The sequence below is a fragment of the Tateyamaria algicola genome (assembly GCF_047715485.1).
In the GTDB taxonomy this organism is placed as follows: Bacteria; Pseudomonadota; Alphaproteobacteria; order Rhodobacterales; family Rhodobacteraceae; genus Tateyamaria.
Genome location: NZ_CP180422.1, coordinates 796,864 through 821,629 on the forward strand (window position 1 = coordinate 796,864; position 24,766 = coordinate 821,629).

Genomic DNA, 24,766 nt, shown 5'->3' on the forward strand with positions numbered 1-24,766 from the left:
AGGGCCTCTCAAATCTCGTGAAGGTCTTCGCGGTAGGGTTTCGCGGTGGGCGGCAGTGCGCGGCGGACATAGTAATCCTCGTTGCGCAACTGGCGCAGAAAGGCGGGGATCATCTCGGCATAGCCGTGCCAGATAGATGGGTTGGCTGCGGGCAGATCGTGTTTGATCAGCTCGTGCAGTTGCGGCAATGCGTGGAACGGCACCATCGGGAACATGTGGTGTTCGACGTGGTAATTCATGTTCCAGTAGATGAAGCGGCTGACCGGGTTCATCAGCACGGTGCGCGAATTCAGGCGGTGGTCGGTGACGTTGTCTGCCAGCCCGCCATGCTGCAACAGCCCGGTCATCAGCATGTGCCAGCAGCCATACATGCGCGGTCCGCCAATCAGGACCAGGGGCAGCCAGGAGCCCATGCCGATGGCCACAACAATCGTCGCCGCATAGATCAGGATATGCACGCGAGCGGCGGCGACAGCCTTGCCATGCTCGGCCTCGGGCACAAAACTCAACTCGTGTTCCTGCAACACGCCGCCCGCATTCAGCAACAGCGCCTTTAGCGAATACCAGACGTCAAAGATGCCAACGAAATTCAGCACGACCTTGAGCAGATCCGGCGGGCGCATCACGGCAATCTCGGCATCCCGGCCCACGATCACCGTGTCGGTGTGGTGGCGTGCATGGCTCCACCGCCAGGTCACCGGATTACGCATCACAAGGAAGCTGGCGAACTGGTAGACGGCATCGTTCATCCACGCCGTCTTGAACGCGGTGCCATGGCCGCATTCGTGCCAGCGCGCGTCACAGGCCGATCCATAAAGCACGCCGTAGACCAGCACAAAGGGCAAGACCCACCAAGACCCCCACAGGGCGACAACAGCCAAACCCGACACCACCAACAGGCCAAGCCAGATCACCGTGTCGCGGATCGCGGGCCCATCGCTGCGCTTCATCAGCGCCTTCATCGCCTTGCGGTCCACATCCGTGTGATACCAGTCGGCCGAGGCAAGTCCGCGCGCAAAAGCCTCCTGCGCGTTCTCGTCAGACAGTCGGTAGTCGCGTGGCGGAATGTCGGTTGTCGCAGTGGTCACATTCGGCTCCCGTTCTGAAGGGGTGAAGGGTGCCCGGACCCGCCAAGGCCCGGGCGACAGGGGTTACAGGCCGTTCTCGGACAGTTTCTGATCCAGAAACGCCTTGGCGCGCGGCACGTCGCTTTCGTCCAGATGCTCGATGATCATCGAGATGTTGGGGTGTTTCTTGGCCAGCCGCTGCAGGTACAGATCGTAGTTCAGCACACCCAGACCGGGGGCAGGCAATTCGATGGCCCCCACACCGCGGAACGTGTGGCTTTCAGCCGCCTCATCGTCGCCGATATCGGCATGTTTTTCGGCACCATCATCTTCGGCGCGCGTCACGTCCTTGGCATGGGCCAGATAGATCTTGTCGGACAAGGCATCAAAGACGTGGTTCAGCGTGGCATCCATCTTGTCGATGTTGTGGTCCTCGAAATAGTTCGTGGGATCCATGATCAGACCCAGACCGGGGTGATCGACCTCTGCAAACATGCGCAGGGTTTCCTCGACCGATCCGACGACGTTGTTCACATAGGTTTCCAGCAGGAACACCGCCCCGTGATCATAGGCGTATTGCGCCAGTTCCGCGATGACGGTGCGGCAATCGTCCCAGCCTTCTTCAGTCTTGTTCTTGGGGTGGTGGACCCAGTCACTTTCGGTGTCGAACGTACCCGTTTCCGAACAGACAAAGGGTGATCCGAGGTACTGCGCATGGCGCAGGATTTCCTTGAAGCGGTCCAGCAGAACCTTGCGCTTGTCGAGGTCCGGATTGATGATGTTGGTATAGCAAGAGATGGCCGAGACCGGCAGGTGGTGGCGGCGAAACGTCTCGCGCACCTGAATACACTTGTCCTTGGTGATCTGGCCATCAGAGACGTCCAAGTCCTTGAAATGCATATCCAGCTGGACGCAGTTGAAGTCATGCGCCCGGATCACCCTGGCGGTTTCTTCCAGCGTGTAGGGGAAGTACCCCGAGAATATCCCTGTCTGCATCATTGGTCCGTTCCTCCCGTTCAGTGTTTGATGTCGTTCATGTGCACGGTTTTCCCGTGTTCGATGGATTGATAGGCGGCCTCGACCAGCGCCATGGTGCGCACGTTGTCGACCACGTTCAGGGCCGGTTCCGTCCCGGTCTCGACTGCGTATTGCAGCTGCTCCATCACGCCGATGAAAGCGTGTGGAAACCACATCGAGTCCCAGTCCGGCGTAACCCACTTGCCGCCCGTGTGGCTGGCGCTGGCATAACTGAGGGTGGACGGCGTGCCCGTCGGCCAGCCGATGCTGCCCTTGGCCACCCCCTTGGTGCCCTCCACGCGCCAAGTGATGGTCTGATCGTCCTCGAACCCCTCTTCGCGCGGCCCGGCCCAGACGTCCTCAAGCGACAGTGCCAGCACGCCAGAGGCGAAGCGCAACGTGGTGGCGACGATACCATCCTGATGCGCAAAGCTGGTGCGCGGGTCCTGTCGGGTGACAGAGGTGACTTCGGCCACCTCCCCGAACAGGAAGCGCAAGGCATCCAGATGGTGCACACTCATGTTGGCCAGTGTCAGGCGGTCATAGTCTTCCAGAAACCCCTGCCAATGGGGGATGGCGTTCATGTTGATCTGGGCAAAAACCGGATCGCCCAGCGCGCCCTGATCCAAAAGCTGCTTGAGCACCTGCATGGATTGGTCAAACCGCATGTTCTGATTGACCGACAGGATCTTGCCTGCGGCCGCCGCCTCATCGCGCAGGGCAATCGCCTCGTCCAGTGTGAGCGCCAGCGGCTTTTGCGCGAGGATCGCCTTGACGTTTGAGGCGGCAAGCGCGGCGCGGATCAGTGCAGGCTGCTGGTCCGGGGGATAGGCGATGTCGACGATCTCGACATCCGTGTCGGCAATGAGGGCTTCGGGCGTGTCATGCACCATCGGGATCGACCAGCGGGTCGCAACCTCTGCGGCGCGGGATTTGGTGCGCGACGCTATGGCCACAACCTCAAACCCGGCCTCGGCATAGGCCGCAAGGTGGCATTCGGCCATGATCATCCCGGCGCCGATGCAGCCGATCCTGAACTCTTTCACCCGGATGTCCGGGTCGGGCTTCAGCTCAAGTTGTGTCATCTTCACTCGCCTTTCTTCATGCCGCAGGCAGGGCATTGCCCTGCGCATCGAAACAGTGCAGCCCACCGGCATCGACGCTCAATTCCACGGGCGCGCCGATCTCGTGGTCGGGTTGACCGCGCAGCGCCGCTTTCCACGAAACCCCTGCGGCCTCCACAGATAGCACAGTCGTGGCGCCCAATGGCTCAATCGCCGTGACCCGTCCGGGCCCGTCCTTGCGCGCCACTTTCAGATTCTCGGGCCGGATGCCCACCGTCTTGGTGCCGCGCCCAATGCCCGGCGCTTTGGACAGCGCGCCGACCGCATCCGCAGTGTCGGCCATGTTCATCGCAGGCGCGCCCAGCATCGAGGCCACATAGGCGCTGTTGGGCGCGTCATAGAGGTCATGGGGCGCCCCGATCTGGCGCACACGGCCTGTCTCAAGGATCAGCATCTGATCCGAGACGGACATCGCCTCTTCCTGATCGTGGGTCACATAGATCAGCGTCTTGGCCATGTCCTGCTGCATCCGGCGCAATTCGACCCGCGTTTCCTCGCGCAGGCGTGCATCCAGCGCCGAAATGGGATCGTCCATCAGATAAGCGACGGGATCGCGCACCAGCGCGCGGGCAATCGCCACACGCTGCCGCTCGCCACCCGACAATTGGGCGGGCGGTTTGTGCAGGATGTGGGCCATGTGCAGCTTGTCCGTCACCTCGGCGACACGCGCCTTGATCGTGGCTTCGTCAATCTTGCGCTCCACCAGCGGAAACCGCACATTTTCCAGCGCTGTCATATGCGGGAACAGGGCGAGGTTCTGGAACACCATCGCCACATTCCGATCCGGCGGGCTGACATCGCGCATAGGCCGACCGTCAAAGAAAATCTCGCCGCTGTCTGGCGTCTCGAGCCCGAGGATCAGCTTCAGGATCGTGGATTTGCCGGACAGGGGCGGCCCAAAGAAGCAGAAGAACGCGTTGTCCGGCACTTCAAAGCTGACCTGATCGACCGCCAGCACATCGCCATAGGATTTCGACACGTTTTCAAAGCGGATAGAGGCCATCAGTGCGCCCTCGCCTTCAGCGCCTGCCCGGTCACCGGGTCAAACAAGCGCACGCCCTCTTCGGGCACGGCAAACGTCCATGCCTTGCGCGCCACCGGGGGCGCAACATCTGCGGGCAGGACAGCCTTGGCGGCGATCCCGTCATGTTCCAGATGTACGATGGTGCGCGCCCCGATCCGTTCCACCAGACCCACGCGCATGGTCAGCCCCGTGTTCGCAGCACTCACCTGCTCCGGGCGAAACCCGATCTGGACGTCCGGGCCGTTCAAATCGCACGCGGCGGCCTGCAATGCGGACGGCAATGCAACCGACCCGATACCCGGCACCTCGACAGACACCGCATCGCCCGTTTGAACCAAACGCCCACCAAGGATGTTCATCCCCGGCGCACCAATGAACCGGGCCACGAACGTGTCGGCAGGATTGTTGTAGATGTCGAGCGGCGTGCCGACCTGCAACAGCTTGCCATGATCCATTACTGCAATCCGATCGGCCATTGTCATGGCCTCCAACTGGTCATGGGTCACATAAACCATGGTCTGCCCAAACTGGCCTTGAAGGCTTTTCAACTCTGACCGCATGACGGCACGAAAGGCCGCATCGACATTGGACAACGGTTCATCCAGCAGAAAGATCGCGGGTTCCAGAATGGCGGAACGGCCAATGGCGAGGCGTTGCAGGATATTGACCGACAGGCCCGCCGCCGTGCGGTCCAGCATCGTCTCGAGTTGCAGCAACTCGGCAAAGGCCTTTACCCGCTTGGTGATCTCTGCCCCCGGAACACCCTGCGCGCGCAGACCGTAGGCGAGGTTCTCGCGCACCGACATATGGGTGAAGATCGCATAATTCTGAAAGACGAACCCGACGCCGCGCTTGGCCATGGGCACGTCGACCACATCATGCCCGTTGAACCGGATGGCACCAGAGGACGGGCTCAACATGCCTGCGATCATGTTCATCGTCGTGGATTTGCCACACCCCGACGGGCCCAGCAGCGCCATGAACTCACCATTTGCAATGGTCAGGTTCATGTCCGCAAGCGCAGTAAAATCGCCAAAGGTCTTGCCGAGGTTTTCCAGTGCAATCTCGCTCATGTCTTTTGCCCCCGCTGCATCCGCTTGATGGCAAAGACAGACACGACCGACAGCACGATCAGGATGGCCAGCGCGATGGCCGCGACATAGCTCCAGATCAGCTCCTGTTGTGTGACCTTGTAGATGTAGACAGAGATCGTTTCGGTGGCGACGCCGGGGCCGCCGCCGGTCATGATGAACAGCGTGTCGAATATCTTGAAAATCTCGATCACGCGGATCGCGAGCGCGATGATGATGATCGACTTCATCCGGGGCAGGACGATGGTAAAGAACCGCCGCCACCAGGATGCGCCCAGCAGGATCGCCGCCATCTGCTGATCCTGCGGCACACTGATCATGCCGGCCAGCAGGATCAGGAACATCAGGGGAGTCCACTGCCAGATGTCAGCCACCATGACAGCGATCAGGGCAAGGTCAGGATCAGACAGCCACGCAATGCGCACAGGGTCACTGGTGAACAGCGACAACAGGTCATTCACCGGGCCGCCCGACTGGAACAGCATGAAAAACATGTACCCAGCCACCGCAGGCACGACCATCATGGGCACCAGCAGCGTAGAATAAAGCACCCGCTTGCCACGAAAATCATCGACAAACAGAACCGCCAGACCCAGGCCCAACAGGAACTGAACAGGCACGCAGACCGCCATCACGAACAGCGTCCGCCACAAGGCACCCCAGAACCGGCTGTCCGCCATCAGGTCTGCATAGTTCAGCAGGCCAATCCACAGCTCATGCGCACGCCACCAGGGAATGCCATCCAGCGGTGACCAGTCGGTCAGCGAGATGTAGACCTGCATCAGGATGGGAAACAGCGCGATGAACAGCACCAGAAGCTGCGCAGGCAGCGTCAGCCACAGGCCAAGGCGCGCACCGGTCTTTGAGGTGGCCCGCGCCTCTTCGGCGACAGGTGCGATGGTCGAAACGTTGGTCATTCTTTCAACGCTCCGAATGTCAGGCCGCGCACCAAGTGTTTCTGGATCGCGATGCCCATGATGATCGGGGGAACGGCTGCAATCACGCCCAGTGCGGCCTTGGCCCCATAAAGCTGCCCGGTCATCGAAGAGGACAGCGAGGCCATGTAGACCGGGATCGTTGCCCAGTCGCGCGTCGTCAGCAGCAGCGCAATCAGGTAATCCGACCAATTCAGGATAAAGACAAAGAGCGCAGAAGACGCCAGCGCAGGGCGCATCATCGGCAGCGTGATCCGCACGAAAACGCGCCAGCGGGTGCAGCCCTCGACCAGAGCGGCATCCTCGATCTCGCGCGGCATATCATCGAAAAACGTCTTCATCAGCCAGAAGGCAAAGGGCAGCGTCACGATGCCATAGATCAGCGACAGCCCGAACCAGTTATCGATCAGACCCAAAAACGACCACATGATCATCACCGGGATCATCACCGCCATCGGCGGGAACAGCCGCAACTGGATCAGCGCCAAAGGCAGATTGCCGCCATGACCAAAGCGTGACAGGCCATAGGCCGCCGCCGTGCCCGCCGTCATTGCAATCAGCGTGCCAAACGTCGCCGTCAGCAACGATGCAAAGATCGGACGCCCCGCCGTGCGTTCCAGCGCCACAATCAGATCGGTCGAGGATTGGCCGAAAATGAACCGAAAGTTGTCCAGCGTCGGATTGCGCGGCCACCATGTCAGATCGGCACCGGCGGCGGACCACTCGGCAATCGGCTTGAACGCCATGGAGATCATCCAAAGCGTCGGCACGAGCGAAATCGCGACGATGCCCAGGATCACGGCATATCTGAAAATCTCGAAAGGGATCGCGCGTTGCATCAGTCATCCATCGGTAGAGAGGCAGGTGGGAAGAGGCTGTTGGGAGACTATGCCTCTTCCCTCAAGCAGGTGGTCAGACCGGATCAACCAGATCCGGCCAGGCCGCCTTGTTGGCGCGGACGGCTTCGACCAGCTTGTCTTCGCCAACACGCCGCGCGATGCGCTTCCATTGCCGTTCGGTGTTGGCCATGGCGTCCTCGGGCGACATCGAGCCGGTCAACGCTGCTGTCAGGTTTTCGTCCAGCGCGTTGTGGAAGGCCGTCGCACCCGGATAGTTGATGGTCGGCACTGTCCGGCGCACCGACTCCCGCACCACATCCATGTGGTAATCATGATAGGTCTGGCGCACCAAGGGGTCCGAGAAGTTGGCAAGCTGGAACGGGTCAAAGAAACCGCCCGGATTGGCCGTCATCCACGAATAGATGCGTGACGAGCCCAACCATTGCAGGAACAGGTAACACAGCTCTGGATGCTCAGACTGGGTCGAGACGGATGCCGACAGGTTGAACCACAACACGGTCCGGCTGATGCGCCCATCTGCATGGTCCCGTCCAGGCGGCAGGTGCGACCCGATCTTGCCGGTCACACTCGACCCGTCATTTCCCGGATTGTCGAGGAATTTCGGCAGGTTGGAAAACGCGCAGGTCATCGCGGCGCCACCCGTGGCGAAGTTGCCGTATTGCTCGGGCCACCCCCAGGAAATCGCATCAGCCGAGTGATGCGACAGCGATGCGACATATTCCATGGTCGCCTGCACCCCCTGCTCCGAATTGATCAGCGCGGTGCCGTCATCGGCAAACAGGAACTGGTTGGGCGAGGCCATGGTGACATAGCGCTGATACCAGTTGGTATATCCCCACCCCTGATTGCGCAGGTCAGTACAACCGATCAGCCCGTCATCAGGGCGGTGGAAAAAGGCCGCGATCTCATCATGCTCTTTCCACGTCTTGGGCGGGGCAAGGGCGTACCCGTGCTTGTCCGCAAAGGCCGCTTGTTCGGCCACGTCTCCAAACAGGTCCGTCCGGTGGTTCCATGTCTGGAAATCGCCATCCAGGCAGACCCCGTAGATCGACCCGCGATAGCCGTTCAGCAGGCTCACACCCTGTTCGCCGCCCACATAGCCACGCTCGGGCATGTCCCATTCGGGTTTATGGGTTTCGACGTATTCGTCCAGGTTGACGATTCCGCCGGACTCCGCCAGATCACCCAACCGGTTCCACTCGACGGCGTAGATATCGAACCCGCCACCCTTGGTGGAAATGTCCTGCATAACCTTGGTGAATTCCTGACCGTTGGGCACACCAACGATGTCCAGGGTGATGCCGGTCTCCTGCTCCCACAATTCCTTGATCGACGGCGCACCGGCCGGGAAGGGCTGCGTGATCTGACCGATGGAGCCGTCCGACAGGCCCAGAACGATACGCTCGGGCGCAGAGCCTGCGTCTTTCATCGCACGCACCGCGTCGATGGCGCGGCCTTCGGGGGTGTCTGGCCCATACTGATAGCGTTCCGCACCGTCAAAACCCGTGGGTCCCCCCATCATACCTTCGGCAAGGCCCGTGGCCGCCCGCGCACGCTCGGGCCGCAGATAAAGCGGCGTTGCAACCGCCAAGGCAGCAGCACCGGTTGATGACGCCAAAAACGACCGTCGTGACAGTTTGGATTGATGTGGCATTTTCCCTCCCAGGGGATCTGAATGTCCCCGCTGAGAGCAGACTTGATTGGAAATGATCCCATCGCAAACATCATTGACCATCATTTTCCACCATTTTCCTTCGCTTTGGCTGCAAGCGCTCTATTTTTGCGGGAAATATCTTTCCTTTCGCCAAAATGATGCTTTTTGATGGGGGAATGACGGACTAAGGCGAGGCACCTCGATGAAAGTCACTTTGGCAGAGATCGCACAAGAGGCCGGTGTATCAGTCACCACGGTCGACCGCGTCCTGAACGAGCGGACCGGCGTGCGCGCGCGCACCCGAAACATCGTGCTGGACATCGCGCGGCGGCGTGGCTGGTTTGGCCCGGTTGAGGACGAAGCGGCCATTCGCATGGATTTCGTTCTGCCTGCGGGCAGCAATTCGTTCATGGGCTTGCTGCATCAATACCTGCTCGAAGAGGCGCGCAACTACGGCGGCATCCAACCCATGGTGCATGTCGTTGACGGGCTGGACCCCGACCACATGGCCCTGCGCCTGAACTCACTGGCGGGCAAAACCGACGCGGTGGGGCTGGTGACCCTCGATCACCCCTCGGTGCGCGCAGCCATTGAAAACCTGTCGGACAACGGGGTGCCCGTGGCCTCGCTGGTGTCTGACCTGCCGTCCTTGCAAAAGGCGGGGTATATCGGGATCGACAACCGGTCTGCCGGTCGGCTGGCAGGGTTGCTGATGGGGCGGTTCCTGCACCCGGACAAGTCCCACAACGTGGTGATCGTGATCGGCTCGCTCAGCTATCGCGGACACGAGGAACGCGAGATGGGGTTCAAATCCATCCTCGCCCAGGACTTCCGCAACCTCACCATCTCGGAAATCGTCGAGGTCAGCGATGACCGCGACCGTGCCTATGCCGAAATGCGCCGCATCCTTGCCGCCAGTCCCCCATCTGCCATCTACAGCGTCGGCTCCGGCAACCAGGGGATCGGGCAAGCCCTGAACGAGGCAGGCATTCACCGCGATACAGTTTTTATCGCTCATGACCTGACGGGCGCGACAAAACGGATGCTGCTGGATGGAACAGTGGACGCGGTGATCGACCAGAACCCCAGGGTCGAAGCGCGCGAGGTGGTCAAACTGCTCGCCTCTGCGGTGCGCGGCGCGGCAGAGCCGCAATACCTGCCCCGTCTGCAAGTGGTCTTTGCCGAAAACATCCCGGCCCTGTAACTGCGCGTTCTGCACCACCAAACAGCATCCAGGGGCTGGCAGGCACGGGGGCGCCGCTGCGCATATCCGCAGCGCGCCCGGCAGCAAAACATCCTCCGCACTGCTTTCCGCTTGACGCTCCCGGCGCGACGTTATCTGCTTTGGCAATGCTCGCATACATCATCCAACGCGTCGGCCAGTCCGCCCTCGTCCTTCTGGTCGTGGGGCTGGTGGCATTTTCCATGTTCCGCTTTGTCGGTGACCCCATCGACAACATGCTGGGGCAGGAACGCACCCAGGCCGACATCGAACGGCTGCGCGAAGTCCTCGGCCTCGATCAGCCCTTTGTGGTGCAGTACTACAAGTTCCTGGGCGGCGCCGTGCAGGGCAATTTCGGCGTATCCTACCGGCAGGGGCGGCCCGTGTCGGACATCCTCCTCGAACGGGCTCCGGCGACTTTGGAACTGGCTGCGGTCAGCGGTTTTCTCGCCATCTCCATCGGGATCGGTCTGGGCGTGTTCACCGCGATCCGGCGCAACGGATTGGGGGCCAACGTGATCATGTCAGCCTCTTTGATCGGGGTATCATTACCCACCTTCCTGATCGGTATCCTGTTGATTTACCTATTTTCTGTGGAACTGGGCTGGCTGCCCAGTTTCGGACGGGGGAGACCGTCAAGATCGGCAACTGGTCCACCGGGTTCCTCACGGAATCCGGGCTCAAGGCGCTGATCCTGCCGTCGATCACGCTCGGTCTCTACCAGATGACGCTGATCATGCGGCTGGTGCGCTCCGAGATGCTCGAGGTGCTGCGGCAGGACTACATCCGCTTTGCCCGCGCCCGTGGCCTGCGCGAACGGGCCGTCAACTTTCGCCATGCGCTGAAAAATACGCTGGTCCCCGTGATCACCGTCACCGGGTTGCAGTTGGGAAGCATCATCGCCTTTGCCATCATCACGGAAACGGTGTTCCAGTGGCCGGGTGTGGGGTTGTTGTTCATCAACGCTATCCAATTTGTCGATATCCCGGTCATGGCCGCGTATCTCATGCTGATTTCGGTCATGTTCGTGGGCATCAACCTGATCGTTGACCTGCTCTATTTCGCCATCGACCCGCGCCTGCGCGCGGACCGGACCGGAGGGCACTGAGATGGTCGACACACCCCTACCCGACACACCCGTCAAAGACCCCTCGCGCCTCTCCCTCGCGCTGCAATCGGACTTCATCTACCAGTTCAAACGCTCACCCGTCGCGGTGGTCAGTTTCGCGGTCACGCTGGTCCTGGTCCTGTCGGCCATCTTTGCGCCGCTGATCGCGCCCTACAACCCGTTTGATCCCGCCTCGCTCAACCTGATGAACGGGTTTTCGGCACCCATGACGCCCAACGCGTTCACGGGTGACACGTTCTGGCTGGGCACCGACGATCAGGGGCGCGACGTGTTTTCCACGATCCTCTATGGCATGCGGATTTCGCTGTTCGTGGGGGCGGCTGCCGTGGCCTTTGCCATGGTGCTCGGCATCACGCTGGGCCTACTCGCGGGCTATGTGGGTGGCTGGACAGAGACAATCATCATGCGTATCGCCGACGTGCAACTGACCTTTCCCGCGATCCTCGTGGCCATGCTGATCTTTGGCGTGGCCAAGGGCATCACACCCGTCGAATATCGCGATCAGATGGCCATCTGGGTGCTGATCCTGGCCATTGGACTGTCCGATTGGGTGCAGTTCGCCCGTGTCGTGCGCGGGGCAACACTGGTGGAGAAGAACAAGGAATATGTCGCGGCCGCCAAGCTGATCGGGCGCACGGGCCCCGCCATCATGGTGCGTCACATCCTGCCCAACGTGCTGTCGCCCGTCCTCGTGATCGCCACGATCTCGCTCGCCCTCGCAATCATTGCCGAGGCGACACTGTCCTTCCTGGGCGTCGGCGCACCGCCCACCCAACCCTCGCTCGGCACCCTTATCCGCATCGGCCAGGGCTTCCTCTTTTCCGGCGAGTGGTGGATCCTGCTGTTCCCCGCCGTCACGCTGTTGACACTGGCGCTGAGTGTGAACCTGCTGGGCGACTGGCTGCGCGACGCACTGAACCCGAGGCTGCGGTGATGCAAACAGAATACTCTTACGAATTCATGGTTTCGCGAAACGACCCATTTGGTTTTGCTTTAAGAACTCGCAAGAACTTGGACGCAATTCTTCACGCGCACAAACGTGGCGAAGATGTTCACCCTGTGACGCAAGTAGTCAGTTCGCTGGTTGGCATAGTCGTTTTTCCATGGAACCACGACCCTATTGGGGAGCACATCAAAGATCGACGGCTTGCCGATGTTTTCCCTAATAGTGAATTTAAGCTAACAGTCGATTTGGGAAAGATTAACACCATAGGGCAGCTTTGGCGCACCATCAGAAACGCTGTGAGCCATCGTCGTGTTGTATTTAGCAATGACTCGCGAGAATTGAACGAGGTTGAGGTCACATTCTTTGATGGTCATTGGAATAGGCAGCAAAAAACGCTCGACGAGCGGGTTCGGATCCGGCTCACCGGGGATCAGTTGTTGATTTTTTGCTATGCGATCCTTGAACTAATCGACGAGTATAAGTAGTTGACCTCCCCCATCCTCTCCATCCAGAACCTCACCGTCGACATCCCCACCCGGCACGGCATCCTGCGGCCTGTCAACGGCGTCTCGTATGACATCGCTGCCGGTGAAATCCTCGGCGTTGTGGGCGAAAGCGGCGCGGGCAAGTCCATGGCCGGGAATGCCGTCATCGGCCTGCTGAACACGCCCGCCCATATCTCGGCCGGGGAAATCCATCTCAACGGCACGCGCATCGACCACCTCAAGGGCGACCAGATGCGCCGCCTGCGGGGCAAGGAGATCGGGATGGTCTTTCAGGACCCCCTCACCTCGCTCAACCCGTTGCTGAAGATCGGGGACCAGCTGACCGAGACGATGCTGGCGCATCTCGACATCTCGACATCCCAGGCCCGCAAACGCGCCATCGCCGCGCTGGAGGAAGTCGGCATTCCCGGGGCGTCCCAACGGGTCGACAGCTATCCGCACGAATTCTCGGGCGGCATGCGCCAGCGGGTCGTGATTGCGCTGGCGCTCTGCGCCGAACCCTCGCTGATCATCGCGGATGAACCGACCACTGCGCTGGATGTGTCGGTACAGGCGCAGATCATCGCACTGCTCAAGAAACTCTGCCGCGAACGGGGCACCGCCGTCATGCTGATCACCCACGACATGGGTGTGATTGCCGAGGCTGCGGACCGCGTCGCGGTGATGTATGCAGGCCAACTGGCCGAGCTAGGCCCCGTGCGCGAGGTGCTGGCCGCCCCCATTCATCCCTATACCGACGGGCTCATGGGCTCGACCCCACTTGCCTCGCGCGGCAAGGACCGGCTGCACCAGATCCCCGGCGCGATGCCCCGGCTTGACGCCCTGCCACATGGCTGCGCCTTTCACCCGCGCTGCCCCCACACCCAGGCGGATTGCAAACAGGATCCCGGCCCCCGGATCGAGGATGGCGCAGGGCGCGCCGCCTGTTTCCACCCGATCAAACGTGACGAGGTGGCCTGATGGCTCTGGTCTCCATCCGCAATCTCACCCGCATCTTCGACGTCTCCAAACCCTGGCTGAACCGGCTTGTCGAACGCAAACCGCGCGCGCTGCTTACGGCCGTCTCGGACGTGTCTTTCGAGATCGAGGAAAAGACGGTCTATGCGCTGGTGGGCGAATCCGGTTCGGGCAAATCCACCATCGGCAAGATGCTGGTGGGGTTGCTGACCCCAAGCGAGGGCGCCGTGGAAATCCGCGGCATTGATCTGGCCCGTGAAAAAGACGCCGACAAGATCGAAAGCATCCGCTCGGACATCCAGATGATCTTTCAGGACCCTTACGCCTCGCTCAACCCGCGCTGGCGGGTGCGCGACATCATCGCCGAACCCGTGGCCGCGCGCGGCGGCGACACCAAGGGGCTGGCCGAGAAACTACTGGAACAGGTTGGCCTGTCGGCCCGGGATGCAGGCAAGTTCCCGCACGAGTTTTCGGGCGGGCAGCGCCAGCGGATCTGCATCGCCCGCGCGCTCGCCTCCGAGCCAAAGCTGATCGTGTGCGACGAACCCACCAGCGCGCTCGATGTGTCGGTGCAGGCGCAGGTGCTGAACCTGATGAGCGACCTCAAGGACGATCTGGGCCTCACCTACCTCTTCATCAGCCACGATCTGACCGTGGTGCAGCACATGGCCGACCGGATCGGCGTGCTCTATCTCGGGCGGTTGGTGGAAGAGGCCGATCCAGACACCCTGTTTGACGATCCCAAACACCCCTACACGCAAATGCTGTTGGCCGCCGCACCCAAACTGGACGCCTTCGGGCGCGAGGTCGCCCCGCCCACCGGCGAAATCCCGGATCCGATCAACCCGCCGCCGGGCTGTGCCTACAATCCGCGCTGCCCGCTGGCGCAGGACATCTGCCGCACCCAGCGCCCAGAACTGCGCGCGTCCGGCAGCGCTCGGGTCGCATGCCATATGGTGGACTAGCGAGGCCGGGGCGCAGGCTCAGCGGGCCATTTTCAACGACAGAACCCAGGCCAGCAGCGTCAAGGCGATCAGCACCGCGACGGACAGCGCCCACCCCTGCGCCTGAAACACTTGGCCAATGACGTAGGCGCCTGACATCCCGCCGACATAGTAGCTCGCCAGATAGAGGCCATTGGCCGCCGCATGATCATGGGTCGCCGTGCGCCCCACATATCCCGTCGCTACCGACTGGGCAAAGAACAGGCCCGCCCCTACCATCGCCAGCCCTGCCAGGAACAGCACCAGCGACGGCGTGAGCAGCAGCAAAAGGCCCAGCACCGACACCGCAATCGCGCCGTGAAAACTGGCCCGCGCCCCATATCTTCTGACCGAGGCCGCGGCCATGGGTGTCGTCAGGATCGCAGGGACAAAGACGAAATAGACAAAACCGATATACATCTGTGGCAAGGCAAAGGGCGCCTCGGACAGAATGAAATTGGCATAGGTGAAGGTCGCGACGAAGACGAACAGCAGTATGAACCCGATCCCGATCATCGCCACCAGCCTGGGGTTGGTCAGATGGTCGCGCCACGCCTCCACCACCGATCCCGCTTCCTGTGTCGGGGCGTCGCGCAGCCGGTCCTGGCCTCCGATGTAAAGATAGGCGGCAAGGGCACCGGCGAGGTTCAGGATCGCAAAGCCGTAAAAGCTCTCTGCCAGTCCCAGATTGTCAGCCAGCCCCGAGGCCAGCAGCCGCCCGAACAGGTTCGAGGCGACGTTGCCCGTGATATAGGCCGCCATCGCGCCCGCCACAGCCGTCATCGAACACTCTTCGCTCAGATAGGTCAGCGTGAGGGTAAAGGCGGCGGACATGAACACCCCTTGCGCAATGCGCAGCAGGGTAAAGGTGGTCAGGTCGGGTTGTTGTGCCAGCAGCATCGTGGGGATGCTCAGCATCGCAAGGCACATCCAGATGCCCCGCTTGCGATCAATCCGGCGGGCAAAGATCGCCACGATCAGGCTGGCCAGCGCCATCCCGATGGTCGAGGCGTTGACGGCAAATCCCATGGCGGCGGGCGACACAGCGTAGGTCTGCACCAGCGTCGGCAACAGCGCCTGAGAACCGAAAAGGTCAATCAGCGTGAGAAAGGCGATCAGCGCGATCATGCTCGAGCGGCGGATCACCATCCGCCTGTCCTCGGGCGCCTTTTCCGCCAGTTCCGGGGCCATTCCCGTCATTGTGGCAGCCGGGTCAGCTATGGACGTCATTGCGTCACCTGCATTTTCCATAACCGGCCCGCCAACACAGATGGCACTGCAGCAGGTCTTGCCATCATGTTCCGCAGTGCCATGCGCCTAGCTCTCTCGGCTTTTCAGCTCGACGTCCTTGCCCTTGTGCGGCGCGCCGAAGTCGTCAAACATCGCACGCAGATCCAGCGTGCTTTCCACTTCGATCTTGTCAAAATTTGCGTCCAGCCAGCGGTCTGCATGTTCGCGCCCCAGGTCGCGCAGATGGATCAGGAACGCCCATTCCGAGTTCAACTTCGATGACGCGTCCATCGCCAGCATGTCGTCACAACCGTCGATCATGTGCATATTCATGGTGCGGTACTCGTTGTTGGACAGCGCCCCGTCCTCGATCAGGCGATGGACCAGATCAATGGTGCGCAGATCACGCAAGAGCGAGGCGTTGAACGTGATCTCGTTCACCCGGTTCTGGATGTCGCGCGCGCGGCGTGGCGTGCCGGGCCGCAAGAGCGGGTTGATCTGCACGATCACGATATCCGACGAGGGCGAGTGATCGATGAAGGGGAACAGCACCGGGTTTCCCATGTACCCACCATCCCAATAGGGCACGCCGTCGATCTCGACCGCCTTGAACATGTTTGGCAGGCAGGCCGAGGCCATGACCACATCCAGCGTCACCTCGTGGCGCTGAAACACGCGGGCGCGCCCCGTCTCGACATTGGTGGCCGAGATGAAGAGGCCCATGTCCGGGCAGTTCGCCACCTTGTCGAAGTCGATGAATTCTTCGACCACGTCGCGCAGCGGGTTGATGCCCAGCGGGTTCAGATCATAGGGCGAGGCCATGCGGCTCATCAGATCCATCATCGCGTAGCCCGGATTAAGGTCCAGCGACCAGGACCCCGTCAGCTTTTCATACGGCGTGCGTTTGATCGGGCTGCCCTGCCCCGCGATGCTGACGGCCTTCCAGAAATCCTCGAGCGCCTGACGCGCGCCTGCGGCACCGGCGTCATACATCCCTTGGGTCGCGACCACCGCGTTCATGGCCCCCGCCGAGGTGCCGCTGATCCCTTCGATCCACAGCCGGTCCTCTTCGAACATGCGATCCAGCACACCCCAGGTGAACGCACCGTGCGAACCGCCCCCCTGCAGGGCAAGGTTGATGGATTTCTCGTGCCGCTTGGCGCGGCCGTTATCTCTGGACATGTTTACGTCCTCCTGTTGAACCGTGCGGTCCGGTCATCACTGGGCAACCCAGCCGCCATCGACGGGCAGCGCCGTGCCCGTCATCGAGGCCGCGCCGTCCGAAGCAAGGAAGACGCAGAGCGCGCCCAACTGTTCCACCGTCACGAATTCCTTGGTCGGTTGGGCGGCCAGCAGCACGTCGCGCTTGACCTCTTCCTCGGTGATGCCGCGCGCCTTGGCAGTGTCGGGGATTTGCCCTTCGACCAAGGGCGTCAGCACATAACCGGGGCAGACCGCGTTGACGGTCACACCGTCCTCCGCCGCCTCGAGGGCAACAGTCTTGGTCAGCCCCACGATCCCGTGCTTGGCCGTCACATAGGCGGATTTAAAGGGCGATGCGACAAGCCCATGGGCCGAGGCCACGTTGATGATCCGCCCCCATTTGCGCGCCTTCATGCCCGGCAACGCCGCGCGGATGGTGTGAAAGGCCGAAGACATGTTGATCGCGATGATCGCGTCCCACTTGTCCAGCGGAAACTCTTCGACCGGGGCGACGTGTTGGATGCCTGCATTGTTGACGAGGACATCGACCGCGCCGAACTGGGCCTCGGTCTCGGCCACAAGGTCCGCGATCTGATCGGGCTTGGTCATGTCCGCGCCGTGATAGGCGACGCGGCCTGCGGCTTTTGCATCAAGTGTGGCGCGGGTCGCCTCGATCTCGTCCGCATCGCCAAAACCGTTCAGCATGATGTTGAAGCCCTCGGCGGCAAAGGCTTCGGCAATGCCGAGCCCGATGCCGCTGGTGGACCCTGTGATGATGGCGGTACGTGTCATGGTCTTGCCCTTTGTGAATGCTGCAGTGCGGAAACTGCCTGTTGACCATCACATAGGGGACAAATGAAACAGGACCAAATCACGTTTCAGCCCCATCGCCGCGACGTGAGAAAATGGGGCGCGTGTTACAGTCTGGCGGCCTCGAACCAGCCGATTGCCTGATTTTCAGGCAATCATCCGGTCATTTCAGGTCGCGGGCAGATCGTGGATCGGCCCCACATCGAGCCTGTGGATATGGCCCGCCATCGCGGGTTCGAAATACTGGCGCACCAGCGGGTCATGCCCCGGCACGATCAGCCTTGGCGCGCTGGCCAGCCTGCGCAGCGTGGTGAACCCATCCAGCATGTCCTGCAAATCCACGACGATGGGAAAGGGTTTGGCGGCCACGAAATTCTCGTAGAAATGCGCGGCATCCGAGGCCAGCACCATCCACCCCGCCTGTGTGCGCACCCGCACCGCCTGCAAGCCGCGCGAATGCCCCCCGATACAGTGCACGGTGATCCCATCGGCAATCTGGCCATCGCCGTCGTGAAAGATGACCTTGCCCGAGTACAGCCGTTTGATCGCCTCGCACACATGGCCCGCCGTGAAGGGCATGCGCAGCGTATCGTGGCACATGCAGGGGCCGGTGGCATAGGCCATCTCGGCCGCTTGGAGGTGCAGCGTGGCATTCGGAAACAGGTGCAACCCGCCCGCGTGATCATAGTGGAGATGGGTGACGATGATTTCGGTGATGTCGTCGGGCGTCAGATCAAAGGGCTTCAGCGCCTCGACCGGATCAAGCCGGATGGGGCGGTCGCGCGATGTGGCCTCGTCCATATCATAGCCGGTATCGACTAGGATGACCCGCCCCGCCCCCCGGATCAGCCACATGAAGTAGTCCATCGCGTGCGGCGCGTCGTGGTTGTCGTCAAAGATGAAGCTGTCAGCGCGTGTGCGTGCGTTCCGTTCGGCGTATTTGATCGCGTAGACTTCCCAGTCTGTGGAGGGCGTGCTCATCTGTGGACAGCCTCGAATGTGCGCAGCGTCTTGCTGGCGACCAGATCCGCGATTCTAGGGCCTGTTTCGAGGTAGTGCGGCGTCTGCTGATGCGCCTCGAATGCGGCGAGGTCGTCATAGAGTTCGTAGAGGAAGACGGTGTTCGGCTCACCCGGATCGGTGCACACGTCGAACTGTTGGCATCCCGGTTCGTCATAGAGAGAGCGGCGCGCATTTCGGATGATGTGGGACAGGAAGCGGTCCATGTGGCCCGGTTTGATGTCGAACACGACGGTGACGGCATATGGCATCTATCTGGTCTTTCCTTTGGCCCCGAGCGTATGCACAGGGGGAATTTACATGTGTATGCGTTAATGTATACATAAAGACATACGATAAGCGAGTCGCTTTCACGCATCCTAAGGCCAAAGGGGTCCAAGCCAATGAAAACAACCTTCGATATTGCCGTGTTTCAGGGCGACGGCATCGGGCCAGAGATCATGTCACCTACTGTTGGGTTGCTCGAGGTCTTGGCGGCGGGTGCGGATTACACGCTGAACTTTGTCGACGCCCCCGCGGGCGCAGCCCATTACGCCACAACCGGAGAGAGCTTCCCCCTGCCTCGATGGAGACGGCGCGGGCTGCGGATGCGATCCTGTTGTCGGCGATGGGCCTGCCGGATGTGCGTTACCCCGACGGGACCGAGATTTCGCCGCAGATCGATCTGCGCAAGGCCCTGACCCTGTTTGCAGGCGTGCGCCCTGTCACCATCCGTCCCGGTCAGCCGACACCGCTGGCGCTGAAAGGTGGCGAGACAGTCGATTTCGTGTTGATCCGGGAAAGCACCGAGGGGCTCTTTCACACGCAGGGGCGCGGTGAGGTCACGCGGGACGAGGCGCGCGAGACGCTGCTGATCACCCGCGCGATTTCCGAGCCACTGTTCAAGTTCGCCTTTGATCTGGCGCAGTCGCGCAAGGCGGCGGGGCGCGGTCCGGGCAAGGTGACCTGTGTCGACAAGGCCAACGTGTTCCGCGCCTTTGCCTTTTTCCGCGAGATGTTCGATGCCGAGGCGGCCAAGCATCCGGAGATCGAGGCCAACCACGCCTATGTCGACGCCACGGCTCTATGGATGGTGGAAAAGCCATGGGCATTCGACGTGATGGTGACCGAGAACATGTTCGGCGACATCCTGTCCGATCTGGGCGCGGGGTTGATGGGTGGTCTTGGCCTCGCCCCGTCGGCGGATATCGGGCAGGACCATGCGGTGTTTCAGCCCTGCCACGGGTCGGCCCCCGACATTGCAGGCCAAGGGGTGGCGAACCCCATGGCGATGATCCTGTCGGCGGCGATGATGCTGGAATGGCTGGGCGGGCGGCATGATGTGCCCGCGATGGTGGCCGATGGCGCGCGGCTGCGCGACGCGGTCGAGACCGTGGTGGCCGAGGCGCGCGTCGTGACCCGCGATCTGGGCGGCACGGCGGGCACGGCGGATGTGGCGACGGCGGTGCGCGAGGCGCTGGCATGACCATCCGCGTGGCATGTGTCGGAGCGGGCTATTTCAGCCAGTTCCACTATGGCAGCTGGGCCCGCATGGACGGTGTGCAGGTGGTGGGTGCCTGCGACCTTGATCGCGCCCGCGCCGAGGCGACAGGCGCCCCGGCCTTCGACGATCTGGCGGAACTGCTGATCGAGGCGCAGCCAGACCTGCTCGACATCATCCTGCCCCCGGCTGCCCACGCACCCACGATCCGCGCGGCCCTCACGGCAGGGATCAAGTGGATTATCTGCCAAAAGCCGTTTTGCACCGACATCGACGAGGCCCGCGCCATCGTGGCCGAGGCCGATGCGGCGGGTGCCCGGTTGATCGTACACGAGAATTTCCGCTTTCAGCCGTGGTATCGCGCGATCAAGGCCGAACTCGACGCTGGTACCATCGGCACGGTGCTGAACGCCACCTTTCGCCTGCGTCCCGGCGACGGGCAAGGGCCGCGCGCCTACCTGGATCGCCAACCCTATTTCCAGCAGATGGAGCGGTTTCTGATCCACGAGACGGCTGTGCATTGGGTGGACACGTTCCAGTTCCTCTTTGGTCCGGCCAGCGCGGTCTATGCCGATCTGCGCCGTATCAACCCGGCGATTGCGGGCGAGGATGCCGGGCATGTGATCTTTGATCACGGGCCGGTACGGGCGCTGTTTGACGGCAATCGCCATCTCGATCACGTGGCCGACAACCTGCGCCGCACCATGGGCGAGGCGCAGATCGAGGGAACCGCGGGCGTGTTGACCCTGCTGGGTGACGGATCGGTGTGGCGGCGCGCGTTTGGCGCAACGGACAGCCACGCGGTCTTGGCACCCGACACATGGGAGGGATTCGGCGGTGACTGCGTGCATGCCCTGCAATCCCACGTGATTGGCGCGATGCGCGAAGGCACCCCTTTGGAAAACGAAGCGCGTGATTACCTACAGGTGATTGCGGTGAAGGATGCCATTTACGCCTCGGCCGATACGGGGCGCAAAACATCGCTGGAAGGGGCGGAGTGATGGGGGCCATGACGAATGTGGAACGGGCGATGACCGCCCTGCGTCAAATGATCTTTTCGGGCGAACTGCCCCCCGGCTCGGACCATATGGAGACCGAACTGGCCGAAAAGCTGAACATGTCGCGCACGCCCCTGCGCGAGGCCGCGCTGATGTTGCAGGCCCAAGGGTTGGTCGAGTTGCGCCCCCGGCGCGGCATCCGCATCAGCCCCGTCTCTGCCCAGGACATGAGCGATATCTACGACATCCTGACCGAGTTGGAGAGCCTGGCGGCCGCCCGCGCGGCAGAGGCGGGGTATTCCGCCTCAGACCTCGAAACACTGGCCAAGGCCATCGCGGATATGGATGCCGCCCTCGCGGACGAGGATCTGCGCGCCTGGGCCGAGGCCGATGACAGGTTTCACCGCGAACTGGTGCGGCTGGGGCGCAATGCGCGCCTGTCGATGATCGTGTCGGTCATGCGGGATCAGGTGCGCCGCGCCCGCGCGACGACCCTATTCATGCGCCCGAAACCGGCGCAATCAAACGCGGATCACCGCACCGTTTATCAGGCGATTGCCGATGGCGATGCCAGAACCGCGCATGACACGCACCACACCCACCGGCGCGCGGCGCGCGACATGCTGGTGGCGTTGCTGGAAAAACATCAGTTTCACGGGTTGTGAGGGCGCCGCCTCAAGCGGAATGCAGCTCGGTCAGTTCCTGCGCGCCGCGACGCAAGGCGGGCAGGTAGTCCATCAATTGCGTCAGCGTGCGACGCTGCATGGGCGCGTGGGCCGACAGGGTGGCAAGCAGTTTTCCCTGCCCATCCCAGATTGGCACGGCAAGTGCGGTCATGCCGGCCATGAACTCTTCGTCATCGGTAGAATAGCCGCGCTGGCGGATCGCCTCGAGCTCTTGCTTGATGGTATCGATGTCGGTCAGCGTGGACTCGGTCGGCCTTTCCAGCGGGCGTGATGTCAACACGGCGCGCAGCACATGCGGGCGCAGGGTCGACAGGTACATCTTGCCCGAAGCGGTGCAGTGGAACGGCACCTGCGTGCCGATGGGCAGTTGGATGCGCAGCGGCCACTCGGTCTCGACCCGATCGAGATAGGTCATCCCTTCGCGGTCGGCCGTGGCAAGGTTGCAGGTCTCTCCGATCTCTTCGGCGACGCCGCGCAGGATGGTCAGGCGGGCCGTGCGCAAGTGTTCGGAGGACATGGTAGAGACAGCCAGGGCCCGCAGTCGCGGGCCCGGGCCATAGGATCGACCGTCAAGGTCGCGTTGCAAGAACCCCTCGGCCTCGGCTGTTTGCAGCAGCCGGTGGACCGTGGGTTTCGGCAGCCCAAGCGCGTCGATCAGATCGGTCGGCTTGACCGCCACCCCGCGCCGAGCCACTTCTTCCATCACGACCAGCAGGCGCAGGTTCGTGGGGATTTGGTGTTCCTTGCGAGGGCGGTGGTCGTCAGGCATTTTTCGCTTACTGGGTTGGTAACAGTGACAGAGCCAATTCAGGTGTGAGCGCCACAAGAATCCATACAGCGATCAGCGATCCCAAGTACATGGTGGAATAGCGCAACAGCCGGAAATATGGAACGCCCGTCACGCCAGACGCAACGTAAAGGTTAAGACCATAAGGCGGTGTGATGAAACCAATCGATGCACCAACCAGGAAGATCACCGCGAAATGGATCGGGTCAACGCCCACCGATGCAGCAATCGGGGCCAGGATCGGCGCCATGATGATTGTGACCGGAAGACTTTCGAGGATCATGCCCGCGACAAAGACCATGGCCATCGCCGTGAACAGAACGGGGTAGTAGCCCCCCATGCTGGTCACCAGACCACCAATCGTTTCTTGTGCGCCCAGCAGCGACAGGATCTGTTGCATCACCACCGACACCGCGATCAGCGGCGCGAGAATGCCGGTGATCTGGGCCGAGCGGACGACGATCGACGGGATTTCCTGAATGGTGAAGCCGTTGACCACGAACATGGACGATACAGGCTTTTCATCAATCGGCAGGTCTGCGTCTGATCCCATGATCTTGTTGATGGGGAAACAGATGACTCCGACGATGATGCCGAACCCGACGGTCACGCCCGCCGCTTCGGTGGGCGAGAACTTGCCCGTGTAGATGCCCCACAGCACGAGGCCAATGGCGAAGAAGCCGAGCCAGGCGCCGATAGCGGTCTTGATCACGCGGCTAATGCTGAGGTTGGTCAGGATGCCCCACTTGTTCACCGTGCAGACCACGAAACAGACCAGCATCATCGCGACAACCATCAGGACGCCGGGGATAATACCGGCGAGGAACAACTGCCCCACCTCGAGGTTCATCAGGAAGCCGTAGACAATGAAGATGATCGAGGGCGGGATGATGATCCCGACCGTACCGCCCGCAGCCGCAGTCGCAGCCGAGAAGCGTTCGTCATACCCACCTTTGACCATTTCAGGGTGCAGCATCGAACCGATCGTGGCCGTCGTGGCCGAGTTCGAGCCCGAGATCGCGGCAAACAGACCGCAAGCCCCGATGGAAGCCATGGCCAGACCACCGCGCAGCCAGCCCAGACAGGCATAGGCGTAATCCGACAGGCGTTTGGCAATCCCTGATTTGTTGATCAGGTCACCCGTGAGGATAAAGAGCGGCATGGCCAGCAGCGCAAAGCCGTCCTTGAACACGTTCAACATTTCGGAGCCGGTATTGTCCAGCGTGAGGTCGAGCACGAAGCTACAGCCGACCACCCAATAGAAGATGATCAGGATAACCGGCGTGCCCATCATGAACAGGAACGTCACGCCCAGAGAAATTATTGTAATCCACGAACCGTCAGACATTACACGTCCCCCCCGATCACGGCTTGTTTGATCAACGGCTCGCCGCTGCGGTAATTTGCGATGTCCTCAAGCGCGTTGCCGACGACGCGGCCGGCCAACATGATGAAGCACACGGGCATGGTTACGATGAACCACCAGCGCATCACGTTGTCGGTGCCCAGAACAATGGCGAAGTTGTCATAGGTGTTCACAGTCACCCGCGACGTCGTTGTGACGACGATGATCGCAAAGATCATCCAAAGCAGGTTGTCGAACATCAAAAGGAAGAACTGCCCCTTGGGGCCCATGTTGCTGCGGAATTCGGAAAAGCTGAGATGTGTGCGCAGCTTGACGTTAAAGGAGCAGCCGTACCACGCCATGATCATGAACAGGAGCGGCGGAATGGTCGTGGACCACGGCACCTGGTTGGAAAAGACAAAGCGCTGGATCACGCCGACAAAGATGATCGTTGCCATGATGATATAGGCATAGACCACGATCGAGCGTTCCAGGTTCCGGTCAATCCACGGCACGGCCTTGTAAAGGTAGTGCACCAGAAAAGCGCCGATGATCGTGATCGGTCCGAACACGAACCACGCGGCATCCGATCTGTAGGCTTGTACGACTTTAAAGTTGATGTCGCCGCTCAACGTCGATGTGACGATGGTCGACATATCCGCCCAGATAGACATCTGGCGCCCCTCCCTTTG

At 61.5% G+C, this 24,766-nt stretch carries 25 protein-coding genes and 1 pseudogene; 10 read left to right on the top strand and 16 right to left on the bottom strand.

Annotation, left to right across the window (positions count from 1 at the left end; translation table 11 throughout):
* Positions 1 to 8: 8 nt before the first annotated feature.
* The 8 genes from ACMHLQ_RS06310 to ACMHLQ_RS06345 all read right to left on the bottom strand — a co-directional run bounded on the left by ACMHLQ_RS06310 (position 9) and on the right by ACMHLQ_RS06345 (position 8,736).
* The gene (locus tag ACMHLQ_RS06310; RefSeq protein WP_415403939.1) at positions 9 to 1,088 is read right to left on the bottom strand and encodes a fatty acid desaturase family protein; all 1,080 of its coding nucleotides are present in this window, start codon (positions 1,086 to 1,088) and stop codon (positions 9 to 11) included.
* 63 nt (positions 1,089 to 1,151) lie between these two features.
* Positions 1,152 to 2,066 (bottom strand): sugar phosphate isomerase/epimerase family protein, encoded by a 915-nt coding sequence (locus ACMHLQ_RS06315; protein WP_415403940.1) that lies wholly within the window; start codon positions 2,064 to 2,066, stop codon positions 1,152 to 1,154.
* Positions 2,067 to 2,083: 17 nt separating this feature from the next.
* Positions 2,084 to 3,169 carry a Gfo/Idh/MocA family protein gene (locus ACMHLQ_RS06320; protein ID WP_415403941.1) on the bottom strand — a complete coding sequence of 362 codons (1,086 nt, stop codon included), beginning with the start codon at positions 3,167 to 3,169 and terminating at the stop codon, positions 2,084 to 2,086.
* A gap of 16 nt (positions 3,170 to 3,185) precedes the next feature.
* Complete coding sequence (locus ACMHLQ_RS06325) at positions 3,186 to 4,211, bottom strand: ABC transporter ATP-binding protein (RefSeq protein ID WP_415403942.1); 1,026 nt, start codon at positions 4,209 to 4,211, stop codon at positions 3,186 to 3,188.
* The gene (locus tag ACMHLQ_RS06330; protein ID WP_415403943.1) at positions 4,211 to 5,305 is read right to left on the bottom strand and encodes an ABC transporter ATP-binding protein; all 1,095 of its coding nucleotides are present in this window, start codon (positions 5,303 to 5,305) and stop codon (positions 4,211 to 4,213) included. Before ACMHLQ_RS06330 ends, ACMHLQ_RS06325 begins: the two co-directional genes overlap by 1 nt.
* A complete protein-coding gene (locus ACMHLQ_RS06335) occupies positions 5,302 to 6,240 on the bottom strand; it encodes a carbohydrate ABC transporter permease (RefSeq protein WP_415403944.1) in 939 nt (312 codons plus the stop codon). Before ACMHLQ_RS06335 ends, ACMHLQ_RS06330 begins: the two co-directional genes overlap by 4 nt.
* Positions 6,237 to 7,097 (bottom strand): carbohydrate ABC transporter permease, encoded by an 861-nt coding sequence (locus ACMHLQ_RS06340; protein ID WP_415403945.1) that lies wholly within the window; start codon positions 7,095 to 7,097, stop codon positions 6,237 to 6,239. Before ACMHLQ_RS06340 ends, ACMHLQ_RS06335 begins: the two co-directional genes overlap by 4 nt.
* 73 nt (positions 7,098 to 7,170) lie before the next feature.
* Complete coding sequence (locus ACMHLQ_RS06345; protein ID WP_415403946.1) at positions 7,171 to 8,736, bottom strand: extracellular solute-binding protein; 1,566 nt, start codon at positions 8,734 to 8,736, stop codon at positions 7,171 to 7,173.
* A 238-nt stretch (positions 8,737 to 8,974) separates the two neighbouring features.
* Between ACMHLQ_RS06345 and ACMHLQ_RS06350 the strand changes: the two genes are divergently transcribed.
* The 7 genes and pseudogenes from ACMHLQ_RS06350 to ACMHLQ_RS06380 all read left to right on the top strand — a co-directional run bounded on the left by ACMHLQ_RS06350 (position 8,975) and on the right by ACMHLQ_RS06380 (position 14,497).
* On the top strand, positions 8,975 to 9,976 hold the full coding sequence (locus ACMHLQ_RS06350; protein WP_415403947.1) for a LacI family DNA-binding transcriptional regulator: 1,002 nt from the start codon (positions 8,975 to 8,977) through the stop codon (positions 9,974 to 9,976).
* A 146-nt stretch (positions 9,977 to 10,122) separates the two neighbouring features.
* Positions 10,123 to 10,365 (top strand): annotated as a pseudogene (locus tag ACMHLQ_RS06355) (ABC transporter permease); the annotation flags it as partial.
* Positions 10,366 to 10,718: 353 nt separating this feature from the next.
* Positions 10,719 to 11,102, top strand: coding sequence for an ABC transporter permease (locus tag ACMHLQ_RS06360; protein ID WP_415403948.1), 384 nt, complete (start codon positions 10,719 to 10,721; stop codon positions 11,100 to 11,102).
* A 1-nt stretch (position 11,103) separates the two neighbouring features.
* A complete protein-coding gene (locus ACMHLQ_RS06365) occupies positions 11,104 to 12,057 on the top strand; it encodes an ABC transporter permease (RefSeq protein ID WP_415403949.1) in 954 nt (317 codons plus the stop codon).
* The gene (locus ACMHLQ_RS06370) at positions 12,057 to 12,554 is read left to right on the top strand and encodes a HEPN family nuclease (protein WP_415403950.1); all 498 of its coding nucleotides are present in this window, start codon (positions 12,057 to 12,059) and stop codon (positions 12,552 to 12,554) included. The genes ACMHLQ_RS06365 and ACMHLQ_RS06370 overlap by 1 nt, the downstream gene beginning before the upstream one ends.
* The gene (locus ACMHLQ_RS06375; protein WP_415403951.1) at positions 12,555 to 13,535 is read left to right on the top strand and encodes an ABC transporter ATP-binding protein; all 981 of its coding nucleotides are present in this window, start codon (positions 12,555 to 12,557) and stop codon (positions 13,533 to 13,535) included.
* Positions 13,535 to 14,497 carry an ABC transporter ATP-binding protein gene (locus tag ACMHLQ_RS06380; RefSeq protein WP_415403952.1) on the top strand — a complete coding sequence of 321 codons (963 nt, stop codon included), beginning with the start codon at positions 13,535 to 13,537 and terminating at the stop codon, positions 14,495 to 14,497. The genes ACMHLQ_RS06375 and ACMHLQ_RS06380 overlap by 1 nt, the downstream gene beginning before the upstream one ends.
* A gap of 18 nt (positions 14,498 to 14,515) precedes the next feature.
* On the opposite strand, the gene ACMHLQ_RS06385 is transcribed toward ACMHLQ_RS06380, so the two are convergent.
* The 5 genes from ACMHLQ_RS06385 to ACMHLQ_RS06405 form a co-directional block, all read right to left on the bottom strand.
* The gene (locus tag ACMHLQ_RS06385) at positions 14,516 to 15,715 is read right to left on the bottom strand and encodes an MFS transporter (RefSeq protein ID WP_415403953.1); all 1,200 of its coding nucleotides are present in this window, start codon (positions 15,713 to 15,715) and stop codon (positions 14,516 to 14,518) included.
* A gap of 117 nt (positions 15,716 to 15,832) precedes the next feature.
* Positions 15,833 to 16,927, bottom strand: coding sequence for a patatin-like phospholipase family protein (locus tag ACMHLQ_RS06390; protein ID WP_415403954.1), 1,095 nt, complete (start codon positions 16,925 to 16,927; stop codon positions 15,833 to 15,835).
* 36 nt (positions 16,928 to 16,963) lie between these two features.
* Positions 16,964 to 17,740 carry a 3-hydroxybutyrate dehydrogenase gene (locus ACMHLQ_RS06395; protein ID WP_415403955.1) on the bottom strand — a complete coding sequence of 259 codons (777 nt, stop codon included), beginning with the start codon at positions 17,738 to 17,740 and terminating at the stop codon, positions 16,964 to 16,966.
* Between the two features lie 186 nt (positions 17,741 to 17,926).
* The gene (locus tag ACMHLQ_RS06400; RefSeq protein WP_415403956.1) at positions 17,927 to 18,739 is read right to left on the bottom strand and encodes an N-acyl homoserine lactonase family protein; all 813 of its coding nucleotides are present in this window, start codon (positions 18,737 to 18,739) and stop codon (positions 17,927 to 17,929) included.
* Complete coding sequence (locus ACMHLQ_RS06405; protein ID WP_415403957.1) at positions 18,736 to 19,029, bottom strand: putative quinol monooxygenase; 294 nt, start codon at positions 19,027 to 19,029, stop codon at positions 18,736 to 18,738. Before ACMHLQ_RS06405 ends, ACMHLQ_RS06400 begins: the two co-directional genes overlap by 4 nt.
* Before the next feature lie 314 nt (positions 19,030 to 19,343).
* On the opposite strand from ACMHLQ_RS06405, the gene ACMHLQ_RS06410 reads away from it, so the two are divergent.
* The 3 genes from ACMHLQ_RS06410 to ACMHLQ_RS06420 are packed head-to-tail and all read left to right on the top strand — an operon-like array spanning position 19,344 to position 21,921.
* Positions 19,344 to 20,243 carry an isocitrate/isopropylmalate dehydrogenase family protein gene (locus ACMHLQ_RS06410; protein WP_415403958.1) on the top strand — a complete coding sequence of 300 codons (900 nt, stop codon included), beginning with the start codon at positions 19,344 to 19,346 and terminating at the stop codon, positions 20,241 to 20,243.
* The gene (locus tag ACMHLQ_RS06415) at positions 20,240 to 21,259 is read left to right on the top strand and encodes a Gfo/Idh/MocA family protein (protein WP_415403959.1); all 1,020 of its coding nucleotides are present in this window, start codon (positions 20,240 to 20,242) and stop codon (positions 21,257 to 21,259) included. The genes ACMHLQ_RS06410 and ACMHLQ_RS06415 overlap by 4 nt, the downstream gene beginning before the upstream one ends.
* The gene (locus ACMHLQ_RS06420; protein ID WP_415403960.1) at positions 21,259 to 21,921 is read left to right on the top strand and encodes a GntR family transcriptional regulator; all 663 of its coding nucleotides are present in this window, start codon (positions 21,259 to 21,261) and stop codon (positions 21,919 to 21,921) included. The genes ACMHLQ_RS06415 and ACMHLQ_RS06420 overlap by 1 nt, the downstream gene beginning before the upstream one ends.
* 10 nt (positions 21,922 to 21,931) lie before the next feature.
* Here ACMHLQ_RS06420 and ACMHLQ_RS06425 read toward each other — a convergent pair whose 3' ends face one another.
* From ACMHLQ_RS06425 to ACMHLQ_RS06435, 3 genes are read right to left on the bottom strand one after another with little or no spacing between them, the layout of a single operon-like run.
* Positions 21,932 to 22,711 carry an IclR family transcriptional regulator gene (locus tag ACMHLQ_RS06425; protein ID WP_415403961.1) on the bottom strand — a complete coding sequence of 260 codons (780 nt, stop codon included), beginning with the start codon at positions 22,709 to 22,711 and terminating at the stop codon, positions 21,932 to 21,934.
* Positions 22,712 to 22,718: 7 nt separating this feature from the next.
* Complete coding sequence (locus ACMHLQ_RS06430) at positions 22,719 to 24,077, bottom strand: TRAP transporter large permease (RefSeq protein WP_415403962.1); 1,359 nt, start codon at positions 24,075 to 24,077, stop codon at positions 22,719 to 22,721.
* Positions 24,077 to 24,748: a TRAP transporter small permease gene (locus tag ACMHLQ_RS06435; RefSeq protein WP_415403963.1), complete on the bottom strand. Its 672-nt coding sequence runs from the start codon at positions 24,746 to 24,748 to the stop codon at positions 24,077 to 24,079. Before ACMHLQ_RS06435 ends, ACMHLQ_RS06430 begins: the two co-directional genes overlap by 1 nt.
* Positions 24,749 to 24,766 lie beyond the last annotated feature (18 nt).

What these genes read in the sequence shown, in the direction of transcription:
- ACMHLQ_RS06410 (WP_415403958.1), top strand. Translation starts at nt 19,344, where the DNA reads ATGGAGACGGCGCGGGCTGCGGATGCGATCCTGTTGTCGGCGATGGGC.
- ACMHLQ_RS06435 (WP_415403963.1), bottom strand. Translation starts at nt 24,748, where the DNA reads ATGTCTATCTGGGCGGATATGTCGACCATCGTCACATCGACGTTGAGC.
- ACMHLQ_RS06405 (WP_415403957.1), bottom strand. Translation starts at nt 19,029, where the DNA reads ATGCCATATGCCGTCACCGTCGTGTTCGACATCAAACCGGGCCACATG.
- ACMHLQ_RS06395 (WP_415403955.1), bottom strand. Translation starts at nt 17,740, where the DNA reads ATGACACGTACCGCCATCATCACAGGGTCCACCAGCGGCATCGGGCTC.
- ACMHLQ_RS06350 (WP_415403947.1), top strand. Translation starts at nt 8,975, where the DNA reads ATGAAAGTCACTTTGGCAGAGATCGCACAAGAGGCCGGTGTATCAGTC.
- ACMHLQ_RS06390 (WP_415403954.1), bottom strand. Translation starts at nt 16,927, where the DNA reads ATGTCCAGAGATAACGGCCGCGCCAAGCGGCACGAGAAATCCATCAAC.
- ACMHLQ_RS06385 (WP_415403953.1), bottom strand. Translation starts at nt 15,715, where the DNA reads ATGACGGGAATGGCCCCGGAACTGGCGGAAAAGGCGCCCGAGGACAGG.
- ACMHLQ_RS06425 (WP_415403961.1), bottom strand. Translation starts at nt 22,711, where the DNA reads ATGCCTGACGACCACCGCCCTCGCAAGGAACACCAAATCCCCACGAAC.
- ACMHLQ_RS06430 (WP_415403962.1), bottom strand. Translation starts at nt 24,077, where the DNA reads ATGTCTGACGGTTCGTGGATTACAATAATTTCTCTGGGCGTGACGTTC.
- ACMHLQ_RS06360 (WP_415403948.1), top strand. Translation starts at nt 10,719, where the DNA reads ATGACGCTGATCATGCGGCTGGTGCGCTCCGAGATGCTCGAGGTGCTG.
- ACMHLQ_RS06335 (WP_415403944.1), bottom strand. Translation starts at nt 6,240, where the DNA reads ATGACCAACGTTTCGACCATCGCACCTGTCGCCGAAGAGGCGCGGGCC.
- ACMHLQ_RS06325 (WP_415403942.1), bottom strand. Translation starts at nt 4,211, where the DNA reads ATGGCCTCTATCCGCTTTGAAAACGTGTCGAAATCCTATGGCGATGTG.
- ACMHLQ_RS06330 (WP_415403943.1), bottom strand. Translation starts at nt 5,305, where the DNA reads ATGAGCGAGATTGCACTGGAAAACCTCGGCAAGACCTTTGGCGATTTT.
- ACMHLQ_RS06340 (WP_415403945.1), bottom strand. Translation starts at nt 7,097, where the DNA reads ATGCAACGCGCGATCCCTTTCGAGATTTTCAGATATGCCGTGATCCTG.
- ACMHLQ_RS06365 (WP_415403949.1), top strand. Translation starts at nt 11,104, where the DNA reads ATGGTCGACACACCCCTACCCGACACACCCGTCAAAGACCCCTCGCGC.
- ACMHLQ_RS06400 (WP_415403956.1), bottom strand. Translation starts at nt 18,739, where the DNA reads ATGAGCACGCCCTCCACAGACTGGGAAGTCTACGCGATCAAATACGCC.
- ACMHLQ_RS06320 (WP_415403941.1), bottom strand. Translation starts at nt 3,169, where the DNA reads ATGACACAACTTGAGCTGAAGCCCGACCCGGACATCCGGGTGAAAGAG.
- ACMHLQ_RS06420 (WP_415403960.1), top strand. Translation starts at nt 21,259, where the DNA reads ATGGGGGCCATGACGAATGTGGAACGGGCGATGACCGCCCTGCGTCAA.
- ACMHLQ_RS06370 (WP_415403950.1), top strand. Translation starts at nt 12,057, where the DNA reads ATGCAAACAGAATACTCTTACGAATTCATGGTTTCGCGAAACGACCCA.
- ACMHLQ_RS06380 (WP_415403952.1), top strand. Translation starts at nt 13,535, where the DNA reads ATGGCTCTGGTCTCCATCCGCAATCTCACCCGCATCTTCGACGTCTCC.
- ACMHLQ_RS06415 (WP_415403959.1), top strand. Translation starts at nt 20,240, where the DNA reads ATGACCATCCGCGTGGCATGTGTCGGAGCGGGCTATTTCAGCCAGTTC.
- ACMHLQ_RS06315 (WP_415403940.1), bottom strand. Translation starts at nt 2,066, where the DNA reads ATGATGCAGACAGGGATATTCTCGGGGTACTTCCCCTACACGCTGGAA.